Source organism: Pseudomonas sp. 14P_5.3_Bac1 (assembly GCF_025466135.1).
Taxonomy (GTDB): domain Bacteria; phylum Pseudomonadota; class Gammaproteobacteria; order Pseudomonadales; family Pseudomonadaceae; genus Aquipseudomonas.
This window is the reverse complement of record NZ_JANLOF010000057.1, coordinates 44,858-60,156: the sequence shown is the minus strand read 5'-3', so window position 1 is coordinate 60,156 and position 15,299 is coordinate 44,858. Positions and strand designations below refer to the sequence as shown.

Genomic DNA, 15,299 nt, shown 5'->3' with positions numbered 1-15,299 from the left:
TTTGTTCGACTACAAGCGGGTATATACCCGCGAGCGGAGAATAAGAAATGACCTCGATGTGGCGCACCAGTGGCTGGGTTCTTGTGGGGAGTGCGCTGATCCTGGCGTTGTCGCTGGGCGTGCGGCACGGCTTTGGTCTGTTCCTGTCGCCGATGAGCATGGAATTTGGCTGGGGCCGTGAAACCTTTGCCTTCGCCATTGCCCTGCAAAACCTGATCTGGGGCCTGGCGCAACCGTTTACCGGCGCCTTGGCCGACCGCTTTGGCGCGACCAAGGCGGTGTTTGTCGGTGGGGTGCTGTACGCCGCAGGGCTGGTGTTGATGGGCATGTCGGATTCGGCGTGGTCGCTGTCGCTCAGCGCGGGTTTGCTGATTGGGATCGGCCTGTCGGGCACTTCGTTCTCGGTGATTCTCGGTGTGGTCGGCCGCGCCGTGCCGCCGGAAAAACGCAGCATGGCCATGGGCATTGCCAGCGCCGCAGGTTCGTTCGGCCAGTTTGCGATGGTGCCGGGCACCCTGGGCCTGATCAGCTGGCTGGGCTGGTCGGCCGCCTTGTTGGCGTTGGGCCTGATGGTGGCGCTGATTCTGCCGTTGGTGGCGATGCTCAAGGACAAACCGCTGCCGGCGATGGTCGGCCAGCAAACCCTGCGTGAAGCCCTGAAAGAGGCCTGCTCGCACTCCGGCTTCTGGCTGCTGGCGTTCGGTTTTTTTGTCTGCGGTTTCCAGGTGGTGTTTATCGGCGTGCACTTGCCGGCGTACCTGGTGGACCAGCATCTGCCGGCCACGGTGGGTACCACGGTATTGGCGTTGATCGGCCTGTTTAACGTGTTTGGCACTTATACCGCTGGCTGGCTCGGCGGGCGCATGTCCAAGCCGCGTTTGCTCACCGGCCTGTACCTGTTGCGCGCGGTGGTGATCGTGCTGTTCCTGTGGGCGCCGGTGACCGAAGTGACGGCCTACCTGTTCGGCATGGCCATGGGCTTTCTGTGGCTGTCCACCGTGCCGCTGACCAATGGCACTGTCGCGACGCTGTTTGGCGTGCGAAACCTCTCGATGCTCGGTGGGATTGTGTTTCTGTTCCACCAGCTTGGTTCGTTCCTCGGCGGCTGGTTGGGCGGGGTGGTCTATGATCGAACCGGCAACTACGATTTGATCTGGCAGGTGGCGATTCTTTTGAGCCTGCTCGCTGCGGCCCTCAACTGGCCGGTGCGCGAGCGGCCGGTGGCGCGCTTGCTGGCGCAGATGGAGGCGGCATGAGTTTAACGGCAAGAGGGTTGCTGATCTCGGCAGGCCTGGTTCTGTTGCTGCTGGCCTGGTGGGGCTGGCAGCACGGCGGGCTGGCATTGATGCAACTGGGGATGGCGATCTGTTAAGTTCTGTGTCTGATCTGACTCAAGGACTTTCGACATGCTGATGCGCTGGCTCGCTGTACCCGTCCTGATGGCTGTAGGCAGTCTGGCCATGGCCGCCAACTGTCCGCCGTTGCTGGAGGGGCAATTGCCCAAGTTGCGGGCCAAGGAATCCATCGATTTGTGCCAGCGCTTTGCCGGCAAACCCCTGATCATCGTCAATACCGCCAGCTTTTGTGGTTTCGCGCCGCAATTCAAAGGCCTCGAAGCGTTGTATCAGCGCTACAAGGGCCAGGGGCTGGAAGTGATCGGCGTGCCGTCCGACGACTTCAAGCAGGAAGCCAAGACCGGTGAAGAGACCGCCAAAGTTTGCTACGTGAATTACGGCGTGACCTTCACGATGACCGAGCCGCAGACGGTCAAGGGGCCGGATGCGGTGCACCTGTTCAAAATTCTGGCGCAGCAGACCAGCGCGCCGAAGTGGAATTTCTATAAGTACGTGGTGGATCGCCAGGGCAAGGTGATTGCCAACTTTTCCAGTTTGACCAAGCCGGACAGCCCGGACCTGATCAAGGCGGTGGAGGCAGCCCTGGCCTCGAAGCCCTGATCGCCGGCCATTAAAAAGCCCCGCCTCCTGTGCAGGAGGGCGGGGCTTTTTTATACGCGTTGGATCAGAACTTGTACGTCACACCCAGGCCGAAGCCGTTGGCGCTGTTTTCGTACTTGGCGCTGTAGGACGAACCCAGTGCGTTGGTCTTGTTGACCTTGACTGGCTCTTCCTTCAGGTAGGAGTAAGCCACGTCGACGATCATGTTCGGCATTACTTCGTAGCCCAGGCCAACACTGAAAATGGTCCGGTCGCCGGTAGGGATGCGTGGCGAACGGTCGGTGTTGTTGGTTGGCGACTGGTCGAAAGTCAGGCCGGTACGCAGTACCACTTGTTTGGTGACTTGGTACGAAGTACCCAAGGCATAGGCCCAGGTGTCATGCCAGTTCTGTGGCTCGGTGATGGTACCCACGATCTGCGGAGCGACCAGGCCGCCAGCTCGGGTAACGCCCTGGTTGTCGACAGTGATGTCTTTCAGGCGGCTCCAGCGAGTCCAGGTGGAACCGGCGTAGAGTTTCCAGGCATCGCTCAGGTCCTGTGTCACGGACAGGTCGTAAGACTCAGGCGTATCAATGCTCAAAGACGCATCGTAGCGGCCGCTTGCCAGCAGTGGAGCCGTCGGTGTCGGTGCCGATACTTCGGTGTGGCCTTCAAGCTTGTAGCTGACTTTGGAGTGGTAAGTCAGGCCCACGCGCGTGGTATCGGTGGCTTGTACCAGCACGCCGACGTTGAAGCCGACAGCCGTATCGTCACCTTTGATCGTGACGTTGGTATTCGGGACGGCAGGGTTTGTCGACAAAGCCAACTCAGATTCCAGCTTGCCGGAAATACGGTTGATGGTCGGGCCAAAACCGATGGAAACCCGGTCGTTGAAGGCGTAGCTGACGGTTGGCTGCAAGGTGATGACCGACACTTTGCTGTAGCTGCCGAACGAGCGACCCTGGAAGCCCCTCTCATAATCGGTAACCAGGCCGAAAGGTGCATAAACACCAACGCCGACGGCCCACTGATCATTGAGTTTGTTGGTGTAGAAACCAAACGGGACCGCCGTGAATGGCACCATGTCGCCTTTGTTACTGCCGAAAGAACGGCCGCTGGCGTTTTTGATGTCAGTCGAGGCATCGATAGCGGCTACACCACCGGTAATCTGCTGGCCTTCGAGGCGAGCCATACCGGCAGGGTTACCGTACACGGTGCTGGCGTTATCGGCGGAAGAAGAGCGGCCTGCGAAACCCGTACCCATACCGGCGACGTCTTGTTCGTTCAGGGCAAAGCCGCTTGCGAACAGTTGGGAGGATGCCATGGCAACGGTGAGGCTAAGTGTGGTCTTGAGCATTACTTTTTTCATTATTAGAACTCCGTGGTGATCACCGCTGCGGAAAGTATCAATAATTTTAAGTTAGCGCTATAGGCCGTAATGTCGGAGATAGAGCGGTTTTGTAGGACAATCCGACCAGATTCGAAGGTTTTAGCCGAATCTTGCAAAACGCCTGATCAACAAATGGCCTGATTCATGGGTAAAACACAGGTTTGCCAGGCTTGGGTGAAATCCCGCAGCCGACCTTGAGGGTGAAATATTTCTTTCCAGATACGTGCCATGGCCAATACGTCACCCGGTGGCGGCAGGGCAGGACGATGCTGTTCTACCAGCAGCCAGGCGATGGCGGTGGCGTAGCGCAGGTTGACGGTCAGCTCAAGCTGGGGCGCGCTGAGGAATGCATGTTGACTGGCCAGCCCACGTACCAGGCTGGCGCGCTCGGGGTCTTGGGCAAGGTAGTTGTCCCACAGGGCGCGATGACGAGGTTCGGTGATGCTGTACAGGCCGTGGCCGCGCCGATCATGCAGGGCGGAGCCGAGTTCCGATTGGCTGGCGGCAATGCCCAGCAGCAGGGATTCAGCTGTCGGGTTATGGCGGCCGAGATAAATCAACGTCGGCCTGATCACATAACGACACAATTCGCTGGCGGCGATACCCATACGAGCCTCAATCCATGGAAGTGGTCGACGAAGCCTGAGAGGGGAGCTTGGCAGCAGTGAATCGGACCTCAGGCTCGTCGCAAGCGGATCATGCCGCTTGAGTTGAAGTGTAGTGTCATATTTGTGATGTAAAGGACTGTTTTTAAAACATCTTCTTCATTTAGTTATAAGGTTTATATCTATTCGAACTTAGTGCAAGTACTCAAAAGCCGAATTTCGGGCAATAAAAAACCCTGCGTTTCAAGCAGGGTCTTTTGGGTTTCAGCGACTCGGGTCGATCAGGCAATCAATGCCTGACGGGTACGCTCGATCACGGCCTGCAGCGGCTCTGCGCTGGAGTATTGATCGGGGTACAGGCGTTCGCTGTGACGAGCGATGCCGTGTTCGTTGACCAGGGTGAAGCTGAAGCAGCCTTTGCGAGCGGCCATGATCAGGCAGTTCATTGGTGCAAAAGCGTTGGTGAGGGTGCGAATGGCATCCTGAGTGTGGATTTGAGCGGACATATTATTGGTGTTCCTACAAATGACACGGTTAAGAACCGTGCAACGTTAAAACGTTCCAGTAACGTTGATCACCATTGATCAAACGAAGAACCCGACTGGAACAAAGCAGCCAGTTTGAAGCGCTAATAAGTTAGGCGCGCTTGGGCTGGCAGGTAGGTACTTAGGAGGGCAGGCAACACAACAGGGGCAAAGGTTCTGGGCCCGGGGTGAAGATCCTGATCAATTTGCAGGCTGGTTCGTTCAGAGTATTGAAACTTCGCGGCACCCTTTGCTTGTTCAAAGGCAGTGTCGTCGCAAGGAATACCTGGAAACCATCGAGGTGGTCGATCCCGTGTTGTTCAGGGGAGTTGTTCGACCAGAATTGACTTTCAGCTTGGTACTAACGCCGCGGATAGTAACGGATTGAAACACGGAAGGGAAGTGTGCTAGCCAAAAAAGCTTAATTCAGCCGCCCAACAACCCGCGATAGACCAGCACGGTGGCCGCCGCGGCCAATGAGCAGCCGAGTCCGTAGGCCGCCAGGGTCAAGCGCCAGGACCGGCCGGTCTCGATCACATTCATCACCTCGCGCATGTCGTTGATTCGGCCTTCACTCAACTCTATGCACAGCATTACGGCAGTAAACGCCGCTGATACCAGGATGGCGATGGCAAACAGCGCGCCGTCGGGGGAGGGCAGCGCGGCATTGACCGCCAATGAGGTTACACAGATGGCCAGCAGCAACACGGCGAATAAGAGGATTCCTTTCATCGAGCCTTGGTAGGTTGCGTGTGGGAGTGGGCCAGTGTGGCGAGCCGGCGAGGATTTGAAAAGTGCCTGGTTTGGCCTGTCGGTAACATTTTTAGGACGTGTCGAAGCAAAAAACCGGCGCCATATAGCCAGTGGGTGGGTACTTGTGCACATTAGTTGCGAGGTATGTAACCCGTCTGTCAACGGCCTGGAAGCGCCGCCATTTGCCTGCAATGAAAATTTAAGTCAATGAAAAATATCGCTTTTTTTTATTGGTGAAAAAATCGTCAGTTTGACTGCGGCCCCCGTTCCATGGGCCTTTGCGCGCGTTAAAGGTGGGTTGTCCACTGAGTTATCCACAGCTTCTGTGGATTGTCCCAAGCGCTTGCTCTAGAACGGGCGTGCAGGGATTTTTCAGCTTTACCTGTAGGAAAAAAAGAGTAGAGTGGCGCGCCTTCCGTTCTGTCCCGCAGTGCTTTATGAAGTTTCGCTCAGTATCACCATCTGTTACCGACACCCCTCAGACTGTTACCGCACCCAAGCGTTTCTCCTTGAAAGTCGCCTTGTGGCTGCTCGACAGCCCGCGCCTGGGGCACAGCACCAACGTCAAGCACTTCGCCGGGCGCTTGCTCAAGCAGCCGGCCCGTGAAGGTGTGGTTGCCGCGCAGAGCCGCCTGGGCCAGCTGATGTGCCGTGAGTGCGGCAACGCCCGCGACCGCCGCATCGGCCATGACCTGTTGCGCCTGGCTGCCCGTGCCGGCGACCGCCGCGCCCAGCGCGAACTGGGGCAGGTCGAAGACTGAGCTGTCCTCAAGCCCCACGCTTGGTTAACCTTGCTCTTTTTCGGTGATGGCAGAAATGGCGATGGCTTTTGACTGGACCAGTATTGCCTTGGGCCTGGCTGGCGCTGCAGTGCCTTTATTGGCCCTGTGCTGGCAGCTCCAACGGCGGCTGAGCGCGCGCATGACCGGCTGGGAACTGCTCGAAGAGCGCCTGGCCACCGCGCAACTGGCCCAGGAAGGGCTGGCCGCGCAACTCGACGCCAGCCGCGACGAGATCAGTGACCTGAGCCAGGCCAACGCCGCCAAACAAGCTGACCTGGCGGCCGTTCGCCGTGAAGTCGAATTGCTCCAGATCGACCGCGATAACGCCCGCGACGCCGCCCACGCCTGGAACCTCGACCGCAGCGCCAAGGAAACCGAGCTGCGCCGCCTCGATGCGCTGTCCTCGGCGTTGCGCGCCGAACTGCGCGAACAACAGGAAAGCCATCAACAACGCCTTGCTGACCTGCAAGGCTCGCGGGACGAGCTGCGTGCGCAGTTCGCCGAGCTTGCCGGCAAGATCTTCGACGAACGTGAGCAACGGTTTGCCGAAACCAGCCAGGAACGCCTGGGCCAGTTGCTCGACCCGCTCAAGGAACGCATCCAGTCGTTTGAAAAGCGCGTGGAAGAAAGCTACCAGAATGAGGCGCGCGAGCGCTTTTCCCTGGCCAAGGAGCTTGAACGCCTGCAACAACTGAACCTGCGACTGTCGGACGAGGCCACCAACCTCACGCGCGCGCTCAAGGGCCAGAAAACCCAGGGCAACTGGGGCGAGCTGATTCTTGAGCGCGTGCTTGAACATGCCGGGCTGGAGAAGGGCCGCGAGTATCAGACCCAGGTCAGCCTCAAAGGCCCGGACGGCGAGCGCTTCCAGCCGGACGTGTTGATCATGCTGCCCGGCGACAAGCAGGTGGTGGTCGATTCCAAGGTCAGCCTCACCGCCTATCAGCAGTACGTTGCAGCGGATGACGATGTGATCGGCCAGGCGGCGCTGAAACAGCACGTGCTGTCCCTGCGCAATCACGTCAAAGGCTTGGCCGGCAAGGATTACAAGCGCCTCGAAGGTCTGCACAGCCTGGATTTCGTGCTGTTGTTCGTGCCGATAGAAGCCGCGTTTTCCGCCGCGTTGCAGGCTGAGCCGAACCTGTTCCAGGAAGCGTTCGACCGCCATATCGTGATTGTCAGCCCCACCACCTTGCTGGCCACCCTGCGGGTGATCGACAGCCTGTGGAAGCAGGAACGCCAGAGCCAGAACGCGCGGGAAATTGCCGAGCGCGCCGGCTGGCTGTATGACAAGTTCGTACTGTTTATTCAGGATCTGGATGAAGTCGGCAACCGCCTGCAGCAGCTGGATAAGGCCTACAGCGCGGCGCGAAACAAGCTGACAGATGGCCGTGGAAATCTGGTCAGCCGAACCGAGCAGCTAAGGTTGCTGGGTGCGCGTGCGAGCAAGAGCCTGCCGGCGGATTTGCTCGAACGGGCGATGACCGACTCCGATGGCGTCGCACACTTACCGGAGTAGCACACGGTCAATGTGGGAGCTGGCTCGCCTGCGATAGCGGTGGTGACTGCTCCACTGCTATCGCAGGCAAGCCAGCTCCCACAAGGGGATTGAGTTCAGTCATTCCTACAATGGCAAATGCCGACTCAACAACGCGCGCAACGCCGCAGGCTTCACCGGCTTGGCCAAATAATCCAACCCTGCGGCATGCACCTCGGCCACCATTTCCGGGCGCCCATCGGCGCTGATCACCACCCCGGGAATCGGCTCCGCCAATTGCGCACGCAGCCAGCCCATCAACTCCGTGCCTGTCTCGCCGTGGTCCAGGTGGTAGTCCACCAGCGCCAGTTGCGGGCGCACGCCCTCGGCCAGCAACGCCGCACATTGCGCCTGATCGGTAGCGGTCCACACCTCGCAACCCCAGCGCGTGAGCAGGCTGCGCATGCCGATCAGGATGCTCTCTTCATTGTCCACACACAGCACCTGGGCACCGCTCAACGGCAGCCCGTTATCCTGCGTGGTCTTGACCTTGGGGCTGGCCTGGTTACGCGCCAACGGCACACGCACGCTGAACACGCTGCCTTTGCCCGGCCACGAACGCACGCTCAAACGATGGCCGAGCACTCGGCACAGGCCGTCGGCGATTGCCAGGCCCAGGCCCAGGCCCTTTTCGGCGCGGGTCTGGTGGCTGTCCAGGCGCTTGAACTCTTCGAAGATCACCTGTTGTTTATCCAGCGGGATGCCAGGGCCGCGATCCCACACTTCCAGGCACAGTTCGCCCTTGCGTCGGCGTACGCCAAGTAGCACCGGGCCGTCGGCGTAGCGGAATGCGTTAGTAAGAAAGTTCTGCAGGATTCGCCGCAGTAACTTGATGTCGCTGTCCACCCGCAAACGGCTGCCGCGCAGGCGAAAACGCAGGCCTTGCTCGTGGGCCAGTGCCTTGAATTCTGCTCCCAGGGTGTCGAACAACTCGTTGAGGACGAAGGGCTGTCGCTGGGGATTGATCTTGCCGTTTTCCAGACGCGAGATATCCAGCAGGTCGCTGATCAGGTCTTCGGCAGAGCGCAGCGAGCTGTCCAGGTGCTGCACCAACTGGCGGGCTTCGGCAGACAGGCCGTCGTTCTGGTGGGAGAGGGCGGCGGAGAACAATCGTGCCGCGTTCAACGGCTGCATCAGGTCGTGGCTCACTGCCGCCAGAAAGCGCGTCTTCGATTGGCTGGCGGATTCGGCCACGCCTTTGGCGTCGGTGAGCGCCACATTCAGTTGCGACAGTTCATGGGTGCGTTCGGTCACCCGTTGTTCCAGGCCCTCGTTGGCCTCGGTCAGGGCTTGTTCGGCTTCACGGAACGCGGTGATGTCGGTGAAGCTCATGACGAACCCGCCGCCGGGCATCGGGTTGCCGATCAGCTCGATCACGCGCCCATTCGGAAACAAGCGCTCGGAGGTGTGCGCACGGCCCTGGCGCATCCAGTGCAGGCGTCGCGCCACGTGCACTTCGGCTTCCCCTGGCCCGCACAGGCCGCGCTCGGCGTTGTAGCGAATGATGTCGGCAATCGGCCGGCCCACACTGATCAAACCGTCGGGGTAGTTGAACAGCTCCAGATAGCGCCGGTTCCAGGCCACCAACTTCAGCGACTGGTCGACCACGCTGATGCCCTGGGTGATGTTTTCGATGGCGCCCTGCAGCAGCGCGCGGTTAAACTGCAGCACTTCGGAGGCTTCGTCGGCGATGCGTACGACGTCCTCCAGTTGCATTTCCCGCCCTTCAATTGCGGCTTTTACGACGGCGCGTGTCGAAGAGGCGCCGAGCACGCCCGCCAACAGGCGTTCGGTATGGGCAATCCAATCGTTGTCGGCATTCTGGTTGGGGTTGAAACCTTTGCCCTGGCGATAGGCGAAGCGGATAAAACTCTGCTGGGCACGTTCTTCACCGACAAAGCGCGCCGCCAGGCTCAGCAGGTCGCTGATCTGCACCGACAACATCGAGCGCGCGCTGGCGCGTTGGCTGATTTCCTGGCCGATAAAGCGTCCGGCCTGCCAGTGCTCCGAGACCCGTGTGCGCGACAGCATCGAGACCCACACAAACAGCGTGAAGTTACCCGCCAGCGAGAACACGGTACCCAAGGTCAGCGAGGTCACGGAGAAGCCAAACGGGTGTGAATGCATCCACGTCAGCCCGGGGAAAAGGCTCAGCGACCAGCCCAGACTTTTCGCCGTGACCGGTAGGACCAAGGTGTAGAACCACAAAAACGTGCCCGCCGCCAACCCAGCGAACACGCCGCGCCGGTTCGCCTGCTTCCAATACAGCGCGCCCAGCATCGCCGGGGCCAGTTGGGTGACTGCCGCGAAGGCGATCTGGCCGATGGTCGCCAGGCTCGCGGTGGAGCCGAGCAGCCGGTAACTCACGTAGGCCAGCAGCAGGATGATCACAATGCTGACCCGGCGCACCGAGAGCATCCAGTGGCGGAACACTTCGAACGGCCGCTCGGCACTGGAGCGTCGCAGCAGCCATGGCAGCAACATGTCGTTGGACACCATGGTCGACAGGGCGATGCTGGCTACGATCACCATGCCGGTCGCTGCCGATGCGCCGCCAATAAACGCCAGCACAGCGAGGGCCGGGTGCGCCTCGGCCATGGGCAGGCTGATCACGTAGGAGTCCGGCAATACCGAACCCGGCAGCAGCATTTTGCCGCCAAGGGCGATGGGGATGACGAACAGCGCGGCGAGGATCAGGTAGGCTGGGAACACCCACTTGGCCAGGCGTAAGTCCTGCGGGTCGATGTTTTCCACGACGGTGACGTGGAACTGCCGGGGCAGGCAGATAATCGCCATCATCGCCACGCCGGTTTGCACCACCATTGACGGCCAGTTGATGGTTTCTTTCCAGTATTCCTCAAGGCGCGGCGCCAGCATCGCCTGGCTGAACAGGTCGCCGAATCCGTCGTACAAGCCGTAGGTCACAAACGCGCCGACAGCGAGAAAGGCGAACAGCTTGACCAACGATTCAAAGGCAATCGCCAGCACCATGCCACGGTGGTGCTCGGTGGCGTCGAGGTTGCGCGTACCAAACACGATGGTGAACAGCGCCAGCACCAGTGACACGATAAGGGCCGTGTCCTGGGCGCGTGTGCCGGTGGTGTCGGGGCCGGAGCCGATCAACAGGTTCACGCCCAGCACGATGCCTTTGAGTTGCAAGGCGATGTAGGGCAACACGCCGACCAGGCAAATCAGCGCCACTACCACCGCCAGCGACTGGGATTTGCCGTAGCGCGCGGCGATAAAGTCGGCGATAGAGGTGATGTTTTCCTGCTTGCTGATCAGAATCATCTTCTGCAGCACCCAGGGTGCCAACACCAACAGCAGCACCGGTCCTAGATAGATCGGTAAAAATGCCCACAGCTGTTCGGCGGCCTGGCCTACCGCGCCGAAGAAGGTCCAACTGGTGCAGTAGACGGCCAGCGACAGGCTGTACACCCAGGCGCGCACCTTCGGCGGCAACGGCGCATGGCGGCGGTCACCGTAAAAGGCGATAGCAAACATAATGGCCATATAGGCCAGGGCAACGGCGGCGATCAGCCCGCTGGACAGCGTCATGGTAACTCCGAGCATAAGAACACCCAGGCATTCCAGGCCCGGTGGGACAGTCTCGCATGATGCTTGGGGTTAGTCAGTGTCGACCAAGGTCGTGTGCAGGATCTGGCTTATGTAGCTGCTGGCTGGTGTGGGAGCTGGCTTGCCTGCGATTCAGGCGCTGCGGTGTGAACGTTGCACCGTGGCGATGCTATCGCGGGCAAGCCCGGCTCCCACCCAAGCCCGCGCCTACCGTTCGCGGGGCGGCAGGGTTTTTTGGCGCAGGATATAGATTGTCACCAGCACGGCACTGGTCAGCATGAAACCGCGTGCCCACGGCAGCGGCACCAGGTAGCAGGAGAAACCAATGCTCAACCACATCAGGCCGAGTGCGTAGACCTTGCCCTTGAGCGGAATGCCATTGCCGTCCAGGTAGTCTTTGATCCACGGGCCCAGGCGCGGGTGTTCCACCAGCCAGTGGTAGAAACGCGGGGAGCTTCGAGCGAAGCAGGCGGCGGCGAGTAGCAGGAAGGGCGTGGTCGGCAATACGGGAAGGAAGATGCCGATCACTCCCAGCGCCACGCTCAACCAGCCGATGGCCAGCAGTGCGTAACGCAGGAGCAGCGAGCGATTGCCCATGGGGGACACGGGCAAACGACTCAGTGGTGACGTGGCTTGAGGATCGCCGGTTTTTCGTCAGGGGCGTTGCACAACAGGTACAGGGCGGTCAGGGCTTCCGGGATCTGTACGATCATGTCGTCCATCAGGTTGGCGTCGGAAGCGATGTCGGAGAATTCCGGCTGGTCGTCGAACAGACCCGAACCGACCATGATCGGCAGCAGCATTTCGCTGACTTCTTCCTCGGCGGTTTCGAACCAGGCCGCTTCGCGCAGGAACACACCTTCCATGAAACCGATGCACCAGCCGCGCAGGTCGGAGTCATCCGGGTCTTCGCCCAGGTCCAGCTCGCAAGGCAGCTCGAATTCCTCGTCGGAAGCCAGTTGGCGACCGATGTGGGCCTTGAGAGCCAGCAGGGTGGATTCGATTTCTTCGCGTTGGGCGGCATCGGCGTAGTGCGGCTCTTCGGCGAACAAGGCGTCGATCCACTCACGGTCCGGCACGATGTCGGAAGAGATCGACAGGGCGGTCAGGTAGCCGTGGGCGGCCACGTAGTCCAGCGCCTCGTCATGCAGCTCATCGGCGTCGAGGAAGGCTTGCAGGCGGGTTAGTTGCTCAGCGAAGGACATTACGGCATACCTTGGGAATAAACGATGCGCAATTCTAGGCTTTCTTGAGCCCCCAGGCCAGCTGCAAGGCATATTTGCCAGGTTTAGATAGCAGTCGCTGTTCGTCAGTGGCGCCCTTTGCGGACCGACGCTCGGGTATACTGCCGCGTTTTGTGATGCCCCTGCAGGCCCAGCGCCCACCCGCGAAAACTTCGCTTACGGATTATTTCCCGTGAAGCCGGGGTTTTTCGGCCAGCCTGTACAGAGGGATTTCGGCACCATTTTGGAGTTTTACATGCTCGAGCAGGCTCAACGCGTCCTCAAGGACATCTTCGGCTACGACAGTTTTCGTGGCCGCCAGGGTGCGATCATTGAGCGCGTGGCCAGTGGCGGTGATGCCCTGGTGCTGATGCCTACCGGCGGCGGCAAGTCGTTGTGCTTCCAGGTGCCGGCGCTGTTGCGTAACGGCCTGGCCGTGGTGGTATCGCCGCTGATAGCGTTGATGGACGACCAGGTCGCCACCCTTGAAGAGCTTGGTGTCGCCGCCGCGTCCTTGAACTCCACCCTCAGCGCCGAGCAACAGCGCGACTTGGCCGCGCGCATCAAGCGCGGTGAAGTCAAGATGCTTTACCTGGCCCCTGAGCGTCTGGTGCAGCCGCGCATGCTGGCGTTTTTGCAGAGCCTGGAAATCGCCCTGTTCGCCATCGATGAAGCCCACTGCGTATCGCAATGGGGCCACGATTTCCGTCGCGAATATTTGCAGCTGGGCCAGTTGGCGGAATTGTTCCCCGACGTCCCGCGCATCGCGTTGACGGCCACTGCCGACAAACGCACCCGTGAAGAAATCGTCGAGCGCCTGCATTTGCAGAACGCCGAGCGCTTCCTGTCGAGCTTCGACCGGCCGAACATCTTCTACCGCATCGTGCCCAAGGAGCAGCCGCGCAAGCAGTTGCTGGCGTTCCTGTCCGAGCGGCGCAGCGATGCGGGCATCGTCTATTGCCTGTCGCGCAAGAAGGTCGATGAAGTGGCCGCGTTCCTCTGCGAGCAAGGCTACCCGGCGCTGCCGTACCACGCGGGCCTGCCCAATGAAACGCGCTCTGCCCACCAGAAGCGCTTTCTCAACGAGGAAGGCCTGATCATGGTGGCGACCATCGCGTTCGGCATGGGCATCGACAAATCCAACGTGCGCTTTGTCGCGCACATGGACTTGCCCAAGTCCCTCGAGGCGTATTACCAGGAAACCGGCCGCGCTGGCCGTGATGGCCTGCCGGCGGATGCCTGGATGGTCTACGGCCTGCAAGACGTGGTGATGCTCAAGCAGATGCTGCAGAACTCCGAGGGCGACGAGCGTCACAAGCGTTTGGAGCAACACAAGCTCGACGCGATGCTGTCGCTGTGTGAGGAGACGCGCTGCCGCCGCCAAACGCTGCTGGCGTACTTCGACGAAGACATGCCCGAGCCGTGCGGCCACTGCGACAACTGCGTGGACGGCGTGCAGACCTGGGATGCCACCGAGCCGGCGCGCCAGGCGTTGTCGGCCATCTATCGCACCGGCCAGCGTTATGGCGTGGGCCATCTGGTGGATGTGTTGCTGGGCAAGGACAACGAAAAAGTGCGCAGCTTCGGCCACGAAAAACTCTCGGTCTATGGCGTCGGCAAAGCCCGCGCTGAAGGCGAGTGGCGCTCATTGTTCCGCCAGATGGTCGCCCGCGGCCTGGTGGACATCGACCTCGAAGGCTATGGCGGCCTGCGCCTGAACGACAGTTGCCGGCCATTGCTCAAGGGCGAAGTGAGCCTGGAGCTGCGTCGCGACCTCAAACCGCAGACCACGGCCAAGAGCAGCACCAGCCAGGCCAGCCAGTTGGTCCGTGGCGAAGAGCGCGAGCAATGGGAAGCCTTGCGCACCCTGCGACGCAAACTTGCGCAGGAACACAGTGTGCCGCCTTACGTTATTTTCCCCGACTCCACGTTGCTGGAGATGCTGCGCGAGCAGCCGACCACCATGGCCGAAATGGCCCGGGTCAGCGGCGTCGGCGCGCGCAAGCTGGAACGCTATGGGCAAGCCTTCCTCGAAGTGCTCGGCGGCCAGGCCGAGGCGCCGAAGGAAGTCGCCGATATTCGCCACGAACTGATCAGCCTGGCGCGTGCCGGCATGACCCCGATCCAGATTGCCGGTCAACTGCAATGTTCGGAAAAAAACGTCTATACCCTGCTGGCCGAATCCATCGGCAAGCAGCAGTTGTCGTTGGAGCAAGCCCTTGATTTGCCGGAAGATCTGCTCGGTGAAATCCAGGATGCATTCCTCGACGGAGAGGGCGAATTGCCACCAGTTGCGGAGATCGCGCCGCTGTTTACCGGGCGTGTGCCTGAGGGTGTTTTGTATTGCGTGCGGGCTGCTTTGCAGTCGGAATTCGAAATTTAGTGTGCCAATTGCGCCAATGTAACGAATCAGTACATAGCGGCCCTTGCCTCCTGGCATGGCTCATGCTTAGCTGACTAATAATTAGCCACACTTTATTTTCAGTCTAAACCATGAGTTTTTTATGCCTTTAACCGATCAACACCGCTTTGGCATGCAGTTGGCGCAAATGTCCCGAGGTTGGCGCGCCGAACTGGACCGCCGCTTGGCGGGGCTGGGTTTGTCCCAGGCGCGTTGGCTGGTGCTGTTGCACCTGGCCCGTTTTGCGGAAGCGCCCACTCAGCGCGAGCTGGCTCAAAGTGTTGGCGTCGAAGGGCCGACGCTGGCCCGCCTGCTCGACAGCCTTGAAGGCCAGGGTCTGGTGCAACGCCAGGCGGTGCTTGAAGACCGTCGTGCCAAACGCATATTGCTGTGCGACACCGCCCGCCCATTGATCGACCAGATTGAAACCATTGCCACAGCGTTGCGCCATGAGCTGTTTGTGGGCGTGGATGAAGAGGATTTGCGCGTGTGCATGCGTGTGCATGGGCACATCCTGGCGAATCTGGAAAAGTCCTGATCCGGGATTCACCAGAAATTAAAAAGTGGGAGCTGG

The 15,299-nt window shown here is 60.3% G+C and carries 13 protein-coding genes; 6 read left to right on the top strand and 7 right to left on the bottom strand.

Annotated elements, in window-relative coordinates:
- The first annotated feature begins 47 nt into the window (after positions 1-47).
- Positions 48-1,256: an MFS transporter gene (locus NTD89_RS14150; protein WP_410017214.1), complete on the top strand. Its 1,209-nt coding sequence runs from the start codon at positions 48-50 to the stop codon at positions 1,254-1,256.
- A 150-nt stretch (positions 1,257-1,406) separates the two neighbouring features.
- Positions 1,407-1,955, top strand: a complete 549-nt coding sequence (locus NTD89_RS14145; RefSeq protein ID WP_262208290.1) for a glutathione peroxidase — start codon at positions 1,407-1,409, stop codon at positions 1,953-1,955.
- A 64-nt stretch (positions 1,956-2,019) separates the two neighbouring features.
- Here the strand turns inward: NTD89_RS14145 and NTD89_RS14140 are convergent, their stop codons facing one another.
- The 4 genes from NTD89_RS14140 to NTD89_RS14125 form a co-directional block, all read right to left on the bottom strand.
- The gene (locus NTD89_RS14140) at positions 2,020-3,303 is read right to left on the bottom strand and encodes an OmpP1/FadL family transporter (protein WP_145158929.1); all 1,284 of its coding nucleotides are present in this window, start codon (positions 3,301-3,303) and stop codon (positions 2,020-2,022) included.
- Positions 3,304-3,449: 146 nt separating this feature from the next.
- Positions 3,450-3,932, bottom strand: a complete 483-nt coding sequence (locus NTD89_RS14135; protein ID WP_262208289.1) for a hypothetical protein — start codon at positions 3,930-3,932, stop codon at positions 3,450-3,452.
- Between the two features lie 278 nt (positions 3,933-4,210).
- A complete protein-coding gene (locus NTD89_RS14130) occupies positions 4,211-4,435 on the bottom strand; it encodes a hypothetical protein (RefSeq protein WP_106576426.1) in 225 nt (74 codons plus the stop codon).
- A gap of 444 nt (positions 4,436-4,879) precedes the next feature.
- Complete coding sequence (locus tag NTD89_RS14125; RefSeq protein WP_242195657.1) at positions 4,880-5,185, bottom strand: hypothetical protein; 306 nt, start codon at positions 5,183-5,185, stop codon at positions 4,880-4,882.
- Positions 5,186-5,643: 458 nt separating this feature from the next.
- Between NTD89_RS14125 and NTD89_RS14120 the strand changes: the two genes are divergently transcribed.
- On the top strand, positions 5,644-5,967 hold the full coding sequence (locus NTD89_RS14120) for a hypothetical protein (RefSeq protein ID WP_043293316.1): 324 nt from the start codon (positions 5,644-5,646) through the stop codon (positions 5,965-5,967).
- Positions 5,968-6,142: 175 nt separating this feature from the next.
- Positions 6,143-7,507, top strand: a complete 1,365-nt coding sequence (gene rmuC / locus NTD89_RS14115) for a DNA recombination protein RmuC (RefSeq protein WP_178119661.1) — start codon at positions 6,143-6,145, stop codon at positions 7,505-7,507.
- A 105-nt stretch (positions 7,508-7,612) separates the two neighbouring features.
- Here rmuC and NTD89_RS14110 read toward each other — a convergent pair whose 3' ends face one another.
- From NTD89_RS14110 to NTD89_RS14100, 3 genes are all read right to left on the bottom strand, one after another.
- Positions 7,613-11,083, bottom strand: a complete 3,471-nt coding sequence (locus NTD89_RS14110) for a PAS domain-containing hybrid sensor histidine kinase/response regulator (protein ID WP_145158923.1) — start codon at positions 11,081-11,083, stop codon at positions 7,613-7,615.
- Positions 11,084-11,308: 225 nt separating this feature from the next.
- Positions 11,309-11,698 carry a YbaN family protein gene (locus NTD89_RS14105; RefSeq protein WP_145158921.1) on the bottom strand — a complete coding sequence of 130 codons (390 nt, stop codon included), beginning with the start codon at positions 11,696-11,698 and terminating at the stop codon, positions 11,309-11,311.
- A gap of 20 nt (positions 11,699-11,718) precedes the next feature.
- Entirely contained in the window at positions 11,719-12,306 is a 588-nt protein-coding gene (locus NTD89_RS14100) for a YecA family protein (protein WP_106576431.1), read from the bottom strand.
- 274 nt (positions 12,307-12,580) lie between these two features.
- Between NTD89_RS14100 and recQ the strand changes: the two genes are divergently transcribed.
- Positions 12,581-14,707 (top strand): DNA helicase RecQ, encoded by a 2,127-nt coding sequence (recQ, locus tag NTD89_RS14095; protein ID WP_053258024.1) that lies wholly within the window; start codon positions 12,581-12,583, stop codon positions 14,705-14,707.
- 121 nt (positions 14,708-14,828) lie between these two features.
- On the top strand, positions 14,829-15,263 hold the full coding sequence (locus tag NTD89_RS14090; RefSeq protein WP_106576432.1) for a MarR family transcriptional regulator: 435 nt from the start codon (positions 14,829-14,831) through the stop codon (positions 15,261-15,263).
- The last annotated feature ends 36 nt before the right edge of the window (positions 15,264-15,299 follow it).

Coding starts and splice junctions, on each gene's coding strand:
- NTD89_RS14150 (WP_410017214.1), top strand. CDS start 48: ATGACCTCGATGTGGCGCACCAGTGGCTGGGTTCTTGTGGGGAGTGCG.
- NTD89_RS14145 (WP_262208290.1), top strand. CDS start 1,407: ATGCTGATGCGCTGGCTCGCTGTACCCGTCCTGATGGCTGTAGGCAGT.
- NTD89_RS14140 (WP_145158929.1), bottom strand. CDS start 3,303: ATGAAAAAAGTAATGCTCAAGACCACACTTAGCCTCACCGTTGCCATG.
- NTD89_RS14135 (WP_262208289.1), bottom strand. CDS start 3,932: ATGGGTATCGCCGCCAGCGAATTGTGTCGTTATGTGATCAGGCCGACG.
- NTD89_RS14130 (WP_106576426.1), bottom strand. CDS start 4,435: ATGTCCGCTCAAATCCACACTCAGGATGCCATTCGCACCCTCACCAAC.
- NTD89_RS14125 (WP_242195657.1), bottom strand. CDS start 5,185: ATGAAAGGAATCCTCTTATTCGCCGTGTTGCTGCTGGCCATCTGTGTA.
- NTD89_RS14120 (WP_043293316.1), top strand. CDS start 5,644: ATGAAGTTTCGCTCAGTATCACCATCTGTTACCGACACCCCTCAGACT.
- NTD89_RS14110 (WP_145158923.1), bottom strand. CDS start 11,083: ATGACGCTGTCCAGCGGGCTGATCGCCGCCGTTGCCCTGGCCTATATG.
- NTD89_RS14105 (WP_145158921.1), bottom strand. CDS start 11,698: ATGGGCAATCGCTCGCTGCTCCTGCGTTACGCACTGCTGGCCATCGGC.
- NTD89_RS14100 (WP_106576431.1), bottom strand. CDS start 12,306: ATGTCCTTCGCTGAGCAACTAACCCGCCTGCAAGCCTTCCTCGACGCC.
- recQ (WP_053258024.1), top strand. CDS start 12,581: ATGCTCGAGCAGGCTCAACGCGTCCTCAAGGACATCTTCGGCTACGAC.
- NTD89_RS14090 (WP_106576432.1), top strand. CDS start 14,829: ATGCCTTTAACCGATCAACACCGCTTTGGCATGCAGTTGGCGCAAATG.